This window comes from Pelagibacterium montanilacus, from assembly GCF_003992665.1.
Taxonomy (GTDB): Bacteria; Pseudomonadota; Alphaproteobacteria; order Rhizobiales; family Devosiaceae; genus Pelagibacterium; species Pelagibacterium montanilacus.
Window position 1 is genome coordinate 32,486 of the sequence record NZ_RZMX01000008.1, and the last position, 13,433, is coordinate 45,918.

Sequence of the window (13,433 nt, forward strand, 5' to 3'; positions counted from 1 at the left end):
ACGCCCACCTCTTGACCTGCACATGCCGGCACCCACTATTGCGTCCGATGTCATTCGGGGGGCGCCGATGGGGAACGACAAAAGACGTAGGATTGACCGGCCCTTGCTCGTGCTGATCGCGGCGCTGGCAGTGATGGTGGTGGTGATTGTCCACGTCGGCCTTCGGCACCAGCTCCCAGCGTTCCCGGCTGACGCGACCATTTACGATCTTGCAGTGACGCTGCCGGCGAGCCTGTTGGGCGTGTGGGCGATTTGGCTGCTTTACGTCCGGACGAGAGCGACCGAGAGAAATACTGCTGCGGCCCTTGAAGCGGTAAGAAATGGCCAGCTCGCACTCGAGCAGAGCAGGACCACGGAACTGGCAGGCCGCTTCGAGAAGGGCCTTCAGTTGATTGATCGCGAAGGAATTTCCGCTTGCATCGGTGGCGTTCTGATCCTTCGTGATGTCGGGCGGGCCGCACCGTCGCTCTATGGCGACCATGTGCTTCGGACTCTCTCTTCGTACATGGCGAGAGCGACCTCCGCCTCTTGGGAGGAGCAACGTCAATACTACACCGGAGGATCGAAGACGCGAGCAGAGATGCCGATCGGTAGGTTCGTAGCCGAGCCTCCTCCGCCGGGCGGCATAACCCCAGATGATGTGTGCCTTGCCCTCGAGGCATTCTCTGAGGTCTTGGAGTCCATGGCTCAGCAGAACGTGCCGGCACGCGGGGCCAGCCTGTCCAGAGTGGCGATATGGACTGACCGTCGGCGCTTGCCAGCCTACTTTGCAGGCGTTCACTTCGAAGAGTGCTTCTTCCACGGAGCAATCTTCTTGGAAGGCAACCTCGAGGGAACCCGGTTCGTGGCTTGCAGGCTGGACACGGCGCAGTTTGTCGACTGCGAACTCTCCGGCGCTGTGTTTAACCTTCCAGGCGCCGATCGGGGCCATTTGTCCCACAATATCGTCAGGTTTGCTCAGTGCGATCTCGCCCGCGCGACTTTTGCCTGCGAGAACATCGAGTTCATTGAATGCGACCTGACGCAATGTACTCTGCTGCAAAACCCGTTGCCCGCCATCGAAGCGTGTTGGTACTTGGACAACCTTCGACCCACTGGTTTTCCCGAACTGCCTGCCGCAAAGCTGTTCAGCACCCGGAGAGCCAAACCAGGGCCGATAACATCTCGCGGTTTTGAAACTCAGTCGTTCACAGCCTGACAGCTGCTCGCGCCCGATCCCGATATCGCTCATGGCAATGCCTCGCTCGTTTCGCTTGGGCTGGTGGTGTCCGTGCTGGCCTTGGGCGGCCGCCCCGGCCCGCGCCGCGCGCCGCCGCCGGCATGGCCCCAGCGCGGCAGCACGATCTCGACCCACCCCTCGGGCAGGCGCAAAAGCCGGCAATTGGCGCTCGCCTCTTTCCGGTCGGGAAACACCGAGACGATCCCGAGATTGATGTCCCCGAAATCATGGTCCCACCGGATCTGCCGGCGAACCAGCACCGCCGAGCCGTCAGGGTCCGCGCGCAGCCGGATGCGCCCCAGATCCTCGCGCTGGCCCAGAAGCACGGCGAACCGGTCGTCATAGCGCCAGCGCAACTCCTGGAGCAGCACGGCCTTGAACGTCAGGTGCAGCTTGGCCGGCGATCCCCCGAGCTTCTGGAGCGAGGCCGCGACCCCGCCATTGCGCTCGCGCACCACCTTCTGGACCGGGATGAGGTTGGCAAAGCTCATGGCGCCGCTCCATGCGCTTTTTTCGCCATGGTGCCCGTCATCTGCCCTGCCCTCCTGGCCTGGACTGCGGAACCCCGACGGCTGCCGGGTCATTGGTCCTGCAATAGGCAAGAGGAGTCACGTCATGACTGTGATGCACGCCACCCAGGTCCCACCGGGCGAGCCGCCCAAACGGCCCCCGCATATTCCCGATCCCGACCAGCCCATCCCGATGCCGCCACCCGATGAGGATCTGCCGCCAGAAGACGAACCGGACCACACACCGGTGCGCGAACCGGGGCAGGACATCCCGCCCCTCGATGAACCCGTCCCCAACCCCGACGAGCACAATCCGCCCCAGCGGCTGGCCATGTCCGATATCCCACCGGGCAAGCCCCCCAGGCCGCCCAAAGTGCCGGAGGGCATCCCTAACCAGGACGTGCCCACTGGCATCCCCCCGGTCCACAAGAAGCGCAAACCGCTCAAGGAGCCCGAGCGTGACGTGCCGCCAAACAAGCCCAATGACGAACCAGAGCGCCAGCCACCGTTCACCGCGCAATGCCGGGCCATGGGTTCCTGCACATCTCTTGATGGTGGAAATCATGCCGCCCCCCATTTCGCTGCGGCCCTGGCATTGATCGCCTTCATACGGCCGAGATCGGTTAGCCCCAGCCGGTTGAGCCAGGTCTTGACGGTCCCCACTGGGTGCCCGAGATCCTCGGCGATCGCGTAAGGCGAGACACCGGCCTCGCGCCCCAGGCGCAGCGCTGTCGTGGCCTCGGCCATGGAGAGATTGCCGAACTGATCACCGATCCGCTCCAGCTCGGCTCGATACCTCGCCGCCGCCACCTCAGCGCCTTGGTGCGCTGTACTCTCTCCACCGGAAAGAGATCCCCGATCATCTTGATCCGGCGCCTCCAGCCCCCACGCGTCCCATCCAGGTCTCGCGTCCCGGGCATTGAGCTCGATCTTGGGCAGATTGGGGAAGTACGCTTCCGCCAACTGGTGCGCGAAATCGGGTTTCTCGCTGTGGACGCCGACAGGAAACTCGAAAACGGAATCGTACTGTTCGCCCATGGCGGGCCCGGGAATGTCGCCTCTGGTCGCGTAGATAAGCAACTCATGCCGGTTCCGAGCGATATACCCCGTGCCCGCATGCGGCTTGACGCCCACGAAGTGGGTTTTCGGCACGAACCCGCAGGCGCGCGCAAATGCATAAGCATGCTCGGTCATCGGCGCTGTCGCCCACACCAAAAGCAGGCTATCGGGCGCGGCTATGGCGCGGATCATCGCCGCGCGGTCCTTGAGCAGCGCCTCGGTATCGCTGACCGGATAGTGGTTCGAGGCCGCCCGGTCCGAACCCGAATCCTCATTCCAGACCACAAACTTCCATTCGGGATCGGCCAGGATCACGCCATAGCGCTTTTCCGGCCAAGCCATCTGGCGCCGCCCCAACTCGGCTTCCCGCTCCGCCCGGCGGCGCTTTTTGTCCTCCTGCTTTTTCGCCCGCTCCTGCTTGATGACGGCATAGAGCGCTGCGGGATCGGCGTTCCGGATCGCCTCCTGCTGTTGCGCAAGTGGCAAACTGGCAAGGTCGACGGCCGCCGACACCGTCAGTTCCCCACGCTCGATTGCGGCCACCACTTCAGGCGCAGCGCTCTCGATTACCTGCCGGGCCGTGCGCACTGAGCGCTCCGAAACATGCAGCGCGTCAGCGGCATCGGCCTGTTTGATCGATGCATCTTTGGAAACCGGCAAATCTGCCGGTTTTTCGGGTGCTGGCTTGTCCTGGGTCCGGGGGCGGCCTCTTTCAAGCCGCGCTATCTTGGCCGCCACCATTGCGCGCTGGCTTTCATTGAGGTGCCGGCGGTGCAGATTCTTTGCCAGCACCCAGGCGAGCGGCGATGACGGCTCGGGCCAGCCATAGACCTGAAACCCGTAGGGCCGCGCCCAGCCGCCATAGTCGGGGGGCGCCGTCTCATCGATGACGCCCGCGGCAAGGGCCGCGCGATAGCGGTTGCGCCCGTCGAGAATCTTGTCATCGTGGATAACGACTGGCTCGAGGACCCCATGCGCCTTCACGTCCGCGACGAGTTCGTCGAACTCCCTGCCCTCGATCAGCGGAAACAGGTCGGCAAGCGGATGGAACTCAAGCATCAAAAGCCCCCCAACTGTACCGTGTGCATGCGCAATCGATCGCCCGAGCGGTACTCGTCCGCCTCGATCTCCCGCCGCGCGGCGCCGAAAAGCGCTTCGAGCCGGTCCATCTGGGCCCGATGGATCAACACCTCGATGCCGTTGACCGAAATCCGCACCCAATGATCCTCATTGGGCCGCAGGATCAGCTGCCCTGAGACCGGCCGGTCCATCGCTGCCAGCGTGGACTGCGCCGCGCGCCGGGCCGCGCGCATGCGGGCATACCGGGGCAGGCTCATGATCCGCCCTGCTTCGCTTCTGCGGCCATCCGGTCTGCGGTGATCTGCTCGTCCAGCGCCGCCAGAACCGCATGGGCTTCGGCGATCGCCTCGTGCAGCTGCTCGTCCTCGGCCAGGCTGATGTAGCCATCATTTTCCAGCGCTGCGCCAAGGTCAGCGAAGACCTGCGAGACCTTGCGCATCGCTTCTGCCGAAAGCCGGGTGAGGAGAGCCGAACCCTTGCCCGCACGCGGCATGGGCACCAGGAAATGGTCGAGCTCGCGCGCAGCCAAGGCGATCAGGCGGGGCGCGCGCCCCGCGCGCATGTTGAACGCGTCGAGCTCGACGGCCGTATCGAGCGCGATCACGCGCTTGATCTCGGCGTCATTGGCATAGTCGGAAAACGTGGCCACCCGGTCGATGCGCGTCACCGCAGCGGCGCACACCTTGTTGCCGCCGGCATCAGTGATCGACTCGGCCGTGGCGGCTTTGACCTTGAGCCAGAGCGGGATCTTCATGCGATCCCCTCCCCGGCCCTGCACAGGCCGCGATGAGTCAGACTTGCTGAGACAAGACACATGACCGCGTGCCAGCGCGGTGCGAAACCAGAGGCTGGCGCCGGCGGCAAGGGCATGGAAATCCGCCGACGCCCCGACCCGGCGCGGTTAGGAGCGCAGGGCCGGTTCCCGGACCACTGGAGGTTAATCAGCAGCACCCGGGAAGCTGGGAAACTGTACCATGCGGGCGAGTGCGGACCGGCCAGCTCGCAAGTGGAGACCCGAAAGGCCGGCCGGCCCGCGCGCCCGACACGTATGGATCGACCGTGCCTGACGCGGCCATTGTCGCTGACACGGATCGCCGAGGCAAGGAAAGTGGGTCGCGCGGCACGCGAGAACGGGCCGGCCGACCCGCAAGAGGGCAATCCAAGGGTCGGCCGGCCCTGCCCTGCCGGTGGGAGGCTCCACGCGGAAGGGGCGAGGTGAAATTGAGTGAACCTGCGGCTACGGGCAACCCCGTGCGGGGCCCTGCGGGCAGAAAATGAGCCGGCCGGTGAGCACGTGGGGACGCAGCGGCCCGGCCGGCTCGCCTCCAGGGCGGCGTAGTGCACCAGTTTGGAGGAACCGGCATATGTCAGGAAAAGCGGAAATGAAGCAAGCGCCGGAAATATCCCGGCAGCGGCAAACGGACCGGTCAGCGCCAAAGATGGGGCTCGGGAAGCTGACCGGCCCCGCCCCGCCACGGGAAGGTCCGCCGCAGAAGGGACAGTCAAACAATTGTGAGCAATTGAGGCCAGAGCGTGGCGCGCGGTCATTGAGCGGGCTCCTGCACGCGCGGGCGGCTCACCGATGCAGGCCAATCGCAGCCGTCAGGCCAGTTTTCGGAGAACCAAGTGACCGCCGCTTCGTAGCGCCTGGTGTAAACGTCAGCTCCCGAGCAAATCAGATCGAACTTGGAGCCTTGGTTGAACACAAGCGTCGACACCCGAGCGCGGGACTTGCCCGTGGCGGCGCAATACACATCAAAGAGGGTCACGAGATTTGCTAGCAGCATGCGCGCAATCTGATGCGGTTTTTAATCCGCGTCAACCCGGCTCACAAACCGCTGCCCATGAAAGAAGTGGCGCGGTTATATTACCGCACATGAGCGAAACACTGATCACCCGTATAGAATCCCGCCTGACACAACTGAAGCTCTCCCCGCGGGCTGCCTCGCTTTCAGTGTCATCGAATCCCGACCTGATACGCGGAATTCTAAGGAAGGGGGATCGTGCCAATCCCACATCCGAAACGATCAATCTGATTGCGCGCGCACTCGGGGTTCAGCGTGAGTGGCTGCTTTGGGGAACTGGAGATGGCGAGTCGCACATTCCTCCCGCTGCAAAGTCGGATGAGTTTAGCCCAGCAGACGTGCCCTACCCCATGGCACAACAGATGCGACAGGACATACCCGTACTCGGCACTGCAGCGGGAACGCTAATTCACCCTGAAGACAATGGCAAAGAAGTTGAAGGCTTTCAGATCGAAGGCAGCGTCATCCAATACGTCCGACGGCCTCCTGCGCTGGAGCACGTGAAAGACGCTTACGCAATATTGGTGGAAGGCGATTCAATGGCTCCGCGCCATAATCCGGGCGAACTAAGGTTCGTGCACCCTCTGCATCCTGCCGCTCCAGGAGACACGGTGATTGTGCAGACCCGGTCTTGGAACGACGACCCAGGCCAAGCTTACATCAAGATCTACCGCCGCCGGACGGCTGACAAAATCTTGCTGGAGCAACTGAATCCTGCATGTACCATCGAGATCCCGCTCAAGTTCGTCACAGCGGTCCATCGTGTCATGGACTTGAACGAACTCTTCGGCATCTAGCTTTTCAAACGCTCGGCTTTTGCACGCTCACAAATGCCCAAACGAATGCACCGATCCAACCAAGAACTGTCCAGCCCAAAAGTGCATTAAGAGCCAGTACGGCCCCCCAGCTTTGATGCCCACGCATCACCGCGATGAGCGACGGCAGAAAGTATGCCAGCAAAAGTAGACCGATCTCCACTGCTACCCCCCCCAAGTTTGATCGTTCATATTCTACCAACTGCGTGCGAGCAGGCAAGTAGCGGCCGTCGCCAGGATATGCGGGTTTTTATCCGCATCAGTTGACGCGGTTTTTAAACCGCATTAGCATCCCCTTCAGTTTCACCACTGGAGGCAGAGATGCTACACACGCTCGAGCCCGGCACCGTCCGGCCCAATTTCAAGCCCGAGACCAATATCATTGCGCGCATGGCCGATGCCTGCCGCGACATGGGCCCCAACTTCGCCACCCGTGATCGGCTGCGCGACGAATACGGCTTTTCCGATCTCGAGATAGATCTATATGGGGTCGGCGCGCGCACCCGCGCCAATGCCGATTTCGTCCGCCAGGCCCACGAGGCCGCCCAGGACGACCTCGCCCGCGAGGACGTGGAAGGCACCCGCCGCACCCTCCTGGTCTCCATCCCCGTCGCTGATATCTGCCAGGCCTGGCAAGGCCTGCGCTCCGGCGCCGGCTGCTCGACCCTCGAGGCCACCGCACGCATCGTCGAGAGCTTCGATACTGAGGCGCACGCATGACCGCCCTCAACGTCTCCGGCCATCGGTTGGCCAAGCACGCCCAGGCGCCCTTGCTGCCCGAATTCCGGCTGCAAACCCGTGACGGGCTCTATCTCCACCAGGCCGTCCAGGACGGCACCCTGACCGAGCACAGGGCCTATGCCTGGCAAGGCACCCGCGAGCAGCTCCGCAATGTCCTCGAGCGCCTGCCCGAGGGCGTCCGCGCCAAGCTCGTGGTCAAAAAGATCGCCGGCCCGCGACCGGCCGGCAGGGCGCGATGAGCCAAACCCGCTTCCGGATCTACCTGGCCCCGTCCGAGAGCTATCCTGACGGCGAGATCGTCCGCATCGTCGCCGCCACCCCGGCCGCGGCCGAACGCGAGATGCGTGCCATCGAGCGCCATGCCGAGGCGCAGATCCGCAAGATCAAGAGGGACAGGCAGTGAGGCCCGAGACCGCATCCCGTTTGGCGGTGCTCCTGTGCGCGGCCGAAGCGCTCCAGCGCCAGGGCGCCGGTGACGCGGCCACCCAGGACTTCGCCAGCCGCAATGGCGGCGTGGCACGCTTCACCGGGGGCACATACGAGATCCGCATGGCCGGAACGGCCGGCACCGCCACCATGGGCTACGCCTCGGCCTTCGCCTCCTGGATCAACGCCGCCAACCGCAGACTGGAGAAGGCCAATGGCTGAGGGCAACATCTCTCCCTCGATGCCCGAGCGCGCGGCCATGGTGTCGACATGGTAGCGCGCCCGGCCATCATCACCCAGACCGATGTCCAGCGGATTCTGAAAGGAGCCCGCGCGGCCGGAATAACTATGGGGATTGTGGTGACAGGCCGCGAAGTCCGCTTCGTTCCCGTTGACGCGCTCGAACCCGAACAAAAGGTTTCTGCGCTCGACCAATGGAAGGCGAAGCGCGATGGCCGCAAGACGGGAGCACAGGCTGGTGGGCGTTCATCGCGTTAAGGTCCGGCTCGCCGGCGGCACTCTTGCTGAATACCACTACGCCTGGCGCGGCGGGCCGCGCATCAAGGCCGATCCCGGATCGCACGCCTATCTCGTGGAATATACGCGACTGACCAGGGACCGGGCCGACGCCAAGCGCGAAGGGCTTTTCCCCGAGCTCGTCTACGCCTACCGCCAGAGCCCGATGTATACCGGCCTCAAACCCAGCACCCGGCGCGGCTACGATTGGGCCATAGACGAGATCGAGGCCGAGTTCGTTGACATGCCGATTCGCGCCATCGAGGACCGCGGTGCCCGCTCGGCGTTCCTCGAGTGGCGTGACGGCTTTGCCGACACCCCGCGCAAGGCCGATCTGCTGATATCGGTTCTCGCCCGGATCCTGTCCTTTGCGGTCGATCGCGAGCTGCTGGCGCGCAACCCCCTCGAGCGCGCCGGACGGCTCTCGAGCGCCACGCGCCGGGACGCCATCTGGACATCCGAGCTGGTCGATGCGTTCAAGACCGCGGCCTCGGCAAAGCTGGGGCTGGTAATCGAGCTGGCGCGCTGGACGGGGCAGAGGCAGGGCGACCTTATCCGCCTGCCCTGGAGCGCCTATGACGGCACCCACATCACCTTGCGGCAGGGAAAGACCGGACGACGGGTTCGCGTGAAGGTCTACGACACCCTCAAGACGCTGCTGGACGCCCAGAAGCGCGAGGCCGTCACCATCCTCACCACCGAGCGCGGAAAGAGGTCCTGGACATCGGACGGGCTGCGCGCCTCATGGGCCAAGGCCTGCGATCGCGCCGGCATCGAGGGCGTGACCTTCCACGACCTGCGCGGCACGTTCGTGACCCTCGCCTACCAGAGCGGGGCATCGATCAAGGAGATCGCCGAGGTCACCGGACACTCCGAAAGGGATGCCGAGGCGATCATCCGCAAGCACTACCTGGCGGGCGACGGCGCGGTGACAAAGCTCGAGGCGCGGAACAAAAAGGCACGGGAACTGTAAAAGATTTCCCGGATTGTAAAACGCCTAGTGCGAAAGGCCCGGAAACCCTAGGAAGATGGTGGGTGTACAAGGGCTCGAACCTTGGACCCGCTGATTAAGAGTCAGCTGCTCTACCAACTGAGCTATACACCCCAATTACCGCCGAAAGCGCAAGCCCCGCCGGGAATGGCAGGTCTCTAACAAACGCCGGCCCCGCTGTCCAGCCCTTTCACGTTCATCTGCAAAGGGCTGGATATCAGCGGCATGAGCTCTCAGAAGGGGTTCTCGCTGGTGCCCCAGAGAGCCCTGTCGCCCCATAGCTCGGCCAGGCGATTGTCGCGGCCACATCCCACCCGATAGCGCTGGTAATGCGCAGCGTTCTCGATGTGGAAATTCTGGTGTTCGTCACCGGCCGCCCAGAATGTGGCTTCGGGCAGGATTTCGGTAGCTATGTCCCAACCGGTCTCTTGGGCGATCGCGGTCTTGCTGGCTTGGGCCGCGGCGGCCTGCTCGTCATCGAGAGCGAACACCGCGGTCCTGTAATGCTGGCCCTTGTCGCAGAACTGGCCGGATGCATCGGTGGGATCAATCGAGTGCCAGAACACGGTCATCAAGGTATCGAAATCGACGACCTCAGGATCGTAGGTGACTTCCACGGTCTCGCGATGGCCGGTATCGAAATAGATGACCTGCTCGTAGGTGGGGTCTTCGACGCTGCCGCCGGCGAAACCCGAAACGGTACCGGTCACGCCCTCGACCTTGTCGAAATTGGCCTCGACCGACCAAAAACATCCACCGGCAAACAGAGCGGTCGCCGCCTGGGCATTTGAAACACCCCCCAGCAGGGTGATTGCCGCAGCTGCAGCGATAAGCGGAACTCGCATGGTTTCCTCCAATTTTCGTGGGCTCACATTCGTGCCCAACCCGAACACGCACAAATCAAAGCCCTGTGATAGCGAAGCGTTTCGGCATTTCAGGGATTGAACAATAAGGACCGTGAAACGATTGAGGCGTATACCGACGCCCTACTCCAGCGGAGGTCCATGATGGATCGTCGACGCGACACCGGCCTTGTCAGTAAGACCAGGCAGTTCACTCTCGCACTTGCCTACTGGCTCCGCCCTCCCAGAACGGCGAGCCTGCCCTTTCTTTTGGCCGGCACGATCAAGGACCGCCTGATCGCCCCACCTGCGATTCCGGACGACACACGCATTCGTCGCCGCCCGGCGGGCTTTGCCGGCCTGGCGCCCGACCTGACCACCGACACTGTGCTGACCGCAATGGACCGGGGGTTTTACCCCCAGGCCCATTGGGGCGAGATGAAGTGGTGGTCGCCCCCGAACCGGGCCGTCATGCCCTTGCACGCGGTGCATATGGCCAAACGCTTCCGGCGGACCATGCGCAACAGCGATATGAGGGTGTCCATGGACACGGCGTTCGCTACCGTCATGGAACGTTGCGCCGAACCCCGGAGCAACAGGCAAATTCACCTCACATGGATCACCCCCGACGCGATGGAGCTTTATGGCCGCCTGCATTGGGAAGGCCATGCGCATTCGGTGGAGGTGTTCTCTGCCGAGGGTGAGTTGGTCGGCGGACTCTTCGGGCTTGCGTCCGGACCGTTTTTCTCCGCGCTCTCCATGTTCCACACCGAGGACAACGCATCCAAATTCGCCATCGCCAGCCTCTATCACCACCTGGCCGAGGCTGGCTTTCTTGCGGTTGACCACCAGATCATGTCGCCCTGGGTCGAAGCGCTCGGGGGCATAACCCTGGAGCGAGACGCATACACGTTGCTGCTGGAAAGACCGGGGGCCGTCGAGCTGCCCGTCGGGAAATGGGCGGCGAAGTTCACGCTCGCCGATACGGCCGCATGGCAACCGGCGAACAGTGAAACCGCCGCGTCCGGAAGCCTCCCGGAAAACCCGGCAGACCTCCGGTGCTCAGGCTGACGCAAACGAACGCCAGCACCACTATCCCGCCAAAGCGCCTTGCGCCGGTGCACCCCGCTCGATGAGCAGGCGGTTATAAGCATTGAGATAGGCCCGAGCCGAAGCGACCAGGGTATCGGGCTCGGAGGCATTGCCAGACGCGATGCGCCCGTTCATTTCCAGCCGGACATGGGCGTTGGCCTGGGCGTCGGTGCCCCCTGTCACGCCATCGACCGCGTAGAGCACCAGGTGCGGCTTGGCGCCGACACCGGTCTTGATCGCGTTGAAGATGGCATCGACCGAGCCGGTGCCGTCATGGTTGACCTCGACCTTGCTGCCATCGACCGACAGCACCAGTTCGCAGCGGTGAATACCGCCGGTTTTGGAGGTGACGTTCATGTCGACCAGCTTGATCCGATCGGCTGCCGAACCGATTTCGTCGTCGACCAGAGCCACGAGGTCCTCGTCGTAGACGTGCTTCTTGCGGTCGGCCAGTTCCTTGAAGCGCTGGAAGGCTTCTTGGAACTGGTTGTCAGCCAGCTCATAGCCCAGATCGCGCAGCTTCTCCTTGAAGGCGTGGCGGCCCGAATGCTTGCCCATAACCAGCGAGGTCGACTTGATACCCACGCTTTCGGGCGTCATGATCTCATAGGTCAGCGCGTTCTTGAGCATGCCGTCCTGGTGGATGCCGCTCTCGTGCGCGAAGGCGTTCTTGCCCACGATCGCCTTGTTGTACTGGACGGGGAAGTTCGCTGCCGCCGAGACGATCTTGGACGCGCGGGCGAGATGGGTGCTCTCGATAGTGGTGTGGAACGGCAGCGCGTCGGCACGGGTCTTGAACGCCATGACGATTTCCTCGAGCGCGGCATTGCCTGCCCTTTCGCCCAGCCCATTGATGGTGCACTCGACCTGCCGCGCCCCTGCCCGCACGCCGGCGATCGAGTTGGCAACGGCCATGCCCAGATCGTTGTGACAATGAGTCGAGAATATCGCCTTGTCGGAATCGGGCACCATCTCGATCAGATCGTGGATGAGTTGGTAGTAATCCTCCGGAGTGGAATACCCCACCGTATCGGGGATGTTGATCGTAGTGGCGCCGGCCTTGATGGCAGCTTCGGTACAGCGGGCGAGAAACTCCAGCGGCGTCCGCGTTGCGTCCATGCCCGACCATTCCACGTCGTCGATCAGGTTACGGGCCTGGGTCACCGTGTTGGTGACGATTTCGAGCACCTCGTCCTCGGACTTTTTCATCTGGTGGGCCAGATGAATCGGCGAGGTCGAGACGAACGTGTGGATGCGCCCGCGTCTGGCATGACGCACGGCCTCGCCCGCCCTGTCAATGTCGGCGGGAATGGCTCGGGCCAGCCCTGCAATCACGGCGTTCCTGGAGCGCTTGGCGATGGTGGCCACGGCCTCGAAATCGCCATTCGAGGCGATCGGGAAACCGGCCTCGATAATATCGACGCCCATGGTGTCGAGAATTTCCGCCACCTGGAGCTTTTCCTCAAGCGTCATCGTCGCGCCCGGGCTCTGCTCGCCATCGCGCAGGGTGGTATCGAAAATGAAGACGCGGGCGGTGTCGGTGTTCGAGCTTGCCGTACTCATGGCTCTGGATCCTTCTTTATCGGCCGTCTGCGCGCTGTTTGGTGGGTTGGCAGCAGACTACGGCCGGACAATTTCTGTGTTCGGCGTGTGGCACAATCCCCTGACGACCCGCCCGCGTAACGGACTGCCGGTGGTCAGGGGCTGATAAGGAGGAGGGCTAGCGCGCTGGCGGCAAGCAGGAAGAGACCGGACATGAGAATCGCCCGCTCGGCATGCTGCCTGCGGCTGGCTGATACTGCGATGGCGTCTTTGCGGCGCATCCGCTCGGCCCTGTCCCGATCCGAAATAACCGGGATACTTTGGGCCAAACCGATCACGGGCGCAACCCCCATGCGCATGTCAGTTGAAGGCCATGACGGCCGATCCGACGGCAAGGATGCTGAAAAGCCCTGCCGCCATGGAAAACCGCTTGCCCTTCTCGGCCGCGCCTTGCTCCCCCGCCCGCAGCTTTTTGTAATTGGCGGTGGCCATGCCCACAGCGGCGCTCAGCCCGACCACGGCTGCCATCTTGACCCAGAACCACAGGCCAAGGCCGGCCACGCCCCCGTATTTCAACCAGACCATGAGCAGTCCCGACACCCACAGGAGCACGAGCCCAACATGGGAGTTCTGCCGCAAAGCAGCGGTCAGCCTGGCCATGCCCTGCTCGACCGGCTCCTTGGTATCGGCCGAAATCCGACCGGCATTGGAGAGGGCGATGCCCGACCCCATCCCGATGGCGAGACCGATGAAATGCACAAACAGCAATGACTTGATCAGCAGATCCATTTCCCGT

General features: G+C 63.4%; 16 protein-coding genes and 1 tRNA gene. 8 read left to right on the plus strand and 9 right to left on the minus strand.

The annotated features are described in order from the left end of the window. Positions 1 to 109: 109 nt before the first annotated feature. The gene (locus EO136_RS02310; RefSeq protein WP_246018253.1) at positions 110 to 1,198 is read left to right on the plus strand and encodes a pentapeptide repeat-containing protein; all 1,089 of its coding nucleotides are present in this window, start codon (positions 110 to 112) and stop codon (positions 1,196 to 1,198) included. Between the two features lie 29 nt (positions 1,199 to 1,227). Here EO136_RS02310 and EO136_RS02315 read toward each other — a convergent pair whose 3' ends face one another. The 4 genes from EO136_RS02315 to EO136_RS02330 form a co-directional block, all read right to left on the minus strand. Continuing rightward, a complete protein-coding gene (locus tag EO136_RS02315; protein WP_127142863.1) occupies positions 1,228 to 1,710 on the minus strand; it encodes a hypothetical protein in 483 nt (160 codons plus the stop codon). Between the two features lie 579 nt (positions 1,711 to 2,289). Further along, entirely contained in the window at positions 2,290 to 3,846 is a 1,557-nt protein-coding gene (locus EO136_RS02320; protein ID WP_127142864.1) for a Spo0J and IME4 domain-containing protein, read from the minus strand. Further along, entirely contained in the window at positions 3,846 to 4,124 is a 279-nt protein-coding gene (locus tag EO136_RS02325) for a hypothetical protein (RefSeq protein ID WP_127142865.1), read from the minus strand. The genes EO136_RS02320 and EO136_RS02325 overlap by 1 nt, the downstream gene beginning before the upstream one ends. Further along, the gene (locus EO136_RS02330; protein WP_127142866.1) at positions 4,121 to 4,621 is read right to left on the minus strand and encodes a phage regulatory CII family protein; all 501 of its coding nucleotides are present in this window, start codon (positions 4,619 to 4,621) and stop codon (positions 4,121 to 4,123) included. The genes EO136_RS02325 and EO136_RS02330 overlap by 4 nt, the downstream gene beginning before the upstream one ends. A gap of 1,122 nt (positions 4,622 to 5,743) precedes the next feature. Here EO136_RS02330 and EO136_RS02335 point away from each other — a divergent pair. Further along, a complete protein-coding gene (locus EO136_RS02335; protein WP_127142867.1) occupies positions 5,744 to 6,469 on the plus strand; it encodes an XRE family transcriptional regulator in 726 nt (241 codons plus the stop codon). 4 nt (positions 6,470 to 6,473) lie between these two features. Here EO136_RS02335 and EO136_RS19075 read toward each other — a convergent pair whose 3' ends face one another. Further along, entirely contained in the window at positions 6,474 to 6,650 is a 177-nt protein-coding gene (locus tag EO136_RS19075; RefSeq protein ID WP_206513254.1) for a superinfection immunity protein, read from the minus strand. 158 nt (positions 6,651 to 6,808) lie between these two features. Here EO136_RS19075 and EO136_RS02345 point away from each other — a divergent pair, with 158 nt between their 5' ends. The 5 genes from EO136_RS02345 to EO136_RS02360 all read left to right on the plus strand — a co-directional run bounded on the left by EO136_RS02345 (position 6,809) and on the right by EO136_RS02360 (position 9,143). Further along, the gene (locus EO136_RS02345) at positions 6,809 to 7,207 is read left to right on the plus strand and encodes a hypothetical protein (RefSeq protein WP_127142868.1); all 399 of its coding nucleotides are present in this window, start codon (positions 6,809 to 6,811) and stop codon (positions 7,205 to 7,207) included. Continuing rightward, a complete protein-coding gene (locus tag EO136_RS02350; protein ID WP_127142869.1) occupies positions 7,204 to 7,467 on the plus strand; it encodes a hypothetical protein in 264 nt (87 codons plus the stop codon). Before EO136_RS02345 ends, EO136_RS02350 begins: the two co-directional genes overlap by 4 nt. After that, complete coding sequence (locus EO136_RS18515) at positions 7,464 to 7,631, plus strand: hypothetical protein (protein WP_164730404.1); 168 nt, start codon at positions 7,464 to 7,466, stop codon at positions 7,629 to 7,631. Before EO136_RS02350 ends, EO136_RS18515 begins: the two co-directional genes overlap by 4 nt. Then, positions 7,628 to 7,876, plus strand: a complete 249-nt coding sequence (locus EO136_RS02355; protein WP_127142870.1) for a hypothetical protein — start codon at positions 7,628 to 7,630, stop codon at positions 7,874 to 7,876. The genes EO136_RS18515 and EO136_RS02355 overlap by 4 nt, the downstream gene beginning before the upstream one ends. Positions 7,877 to 8,105: 229 nt before the next feature. Then, complete coding sequence (locus EO136_RS02360) at positions 8,106 to 9,143, plus strand: tyrosine-type recombinase/integrase (RefSeq protein ID WP_127142871.1); 1,038 nt, start codon at positions 8,106 to 8,108, stop codon at positions 9,141 to 9,143. 56 nt (positions 9,144 to 9,199) lie between these two features. Here EO136_RS02360 and EO136_RS02365 read toward each other — a convergent pair. Both EO136_RS02365 and msrA read right to left on the minus strand, forming a co-directional pair. Continuing rightward, positions 9,200 to 9,275: transfer RNA gene (locus tag EO136_RS02365), tRNA-Lys, on the minus strand. A gap of 119 nt (positions 9,276 to 9,394) precedes the next feature. After that, complete coding sequence (msrA, locus tag EO136_RS02370) at positions 9,395 to 10,006, minus strand: peptide-methionine (S)-S-oxide reductase MsrA (RefSeq protein ID WP_127142872.1); 612 nt, start codon at positions 10,004 to 10,006, stop codon at positions 9,395 to 9,397. Between the two features lie 162 nt (positions 10,007 to 10,168). Here msrA and aat point away from each other — a divergent pair, with 162 nt between their 5' ends. Then, complete coding sequence (gene aat / locus EO136_RS02375) at positions 10,169 to 11,074, plus strand: leucyl/phenylalanyl-tRNA--protein transferase (RefSeq protein WP_164730405.1); 906 nt, start codon at positions 10,169 to 10,171, stop codon at positions 11,072 to 11,074. Between the two features lie 21 nt (positions 11,075 to 11,095). On the opposite strand, the gene EO136_RS02380 is transcribed toward aat, so the two are convergent. Beyond that, positions 11,096 to 12,658, minus strand: coding sequence for a 2-isopropylmalate synthase (locus EO136_RS02380; RefSeq protein ID WP_127142874.1), 1,563 nt, complete (start codon positions 12,656 to 12,658; stop codon positions 11,096 to 11,098). 339 nt (positions 12,659 to 12,997) lie between these two features. Then, positions 12,998 to 13,426 (minus strand): hypothetical protein, encoded by a 429-nt coding sequence (locus EO136_RS02385; RefSeq protein WP_127142875.1) that lies wholly within the window; start codon positions 13,424 to 13,426, stop codon positions 12,998 to 13,000. Between the last annotated feature and the right edge of the window lie 7 nt (positions 13,427 to 13,433).

Excerpts from the sequence above, each read along its gene's own strand:
- msrA (WP_127142872.1), bottom strand. The coding sequence starts at position 10,006 with ATGCGAGTTCCGCTTATCGCTGCAGCTGCGGCAATCACCCTGCTGGGG.
- EO136_RS02350 (WP_127142869.1), top strand. The coding sequence starts at position 7,204 with ATGACCGCCCTCAACGTCTCCGGCCATCGGTTGGCCAAGCACGCCCAG.
- EO136_RS02315 (WP_127142863.1), bottom strand. The coding sequence starts at position 1,710 with ATGAGCTTTGCCAACCTCATCCCGGTCCAGAAGGTGGTGCGCGAGCGC.
- EO136_RS02380 (WP_127142874.1), bottom strand. The coding sequence starts at position 12,658 with ATGAGTACGGCAAGCTCGAACACCGACACCGCCCGCGTCTTCATTTTC.
- EO136_RS02320 (WP_127142864.1), bottom strand. The coding sequence starts at position 3,846 with ATGCTTGAGTTCCATCCGCTTGCCGACCTGTTTCCGCTGATCGAGGGC.
- EO136_RS02335 (WP_127142867.1), top strand. The coding sequence starts at position 5,744 with ATGAGCGAAACACTGATCACCCGTATAGAATCCCGCCTGACACAACTG.
- EO136_RS02330 (WP_127142866.1), bottom strand. The coding sequence starts at position 4,621 with ATGAAGATCCCGCTCTGGCTCAAGGTCAAAGCCGCCACGGCCGAGTCG.
- EO136_RS18515 (WP_164730404.1), top strand. The coding sequence starts at position 7,464 with ATGAGCCAAACCCGCTTCCGGATCTACCTGGCCCCGTCCGAGAGCTAT.
- aat (WP_164730405.1), top strand. The coding sequence starts at position 10,169 with ATGGATCGTCGACGCGACACCGGCCTTGTCAGTAAGACCAGGCAGTTC.
- EO136_RS02360 (WP_127142871.1), top strand. The coding sequence starts at position 8,106 with ATGGCCGCAAGACGGGAGCACAGGCTGGTGGGCGTTCATCGCGTTAAG.
- EO136_RS02325 (WP_127142865.1), bottom strand. The coding sequence starts at position 4,124 with ATGAGCCTGCCCCGGTATGCCCGCATGCGCGCGGCCCGGCGCGCGGCG.
- EO136_RS02385 (WP_127142875.1), bottom strand. The coding sequence starts at position 13,426 with ATGGATCTGCTGATCAAGTCATTGCTGTTTGTGCATTTCATCGGTCTC.
- EO136_RS02345 (WP_127142868.1), top strand. The coding sequence starts at position 6,809 with ATGCTACACACGCTCGAGCCCGGCACCGTCCGGCCCAATTTCAAGCCC.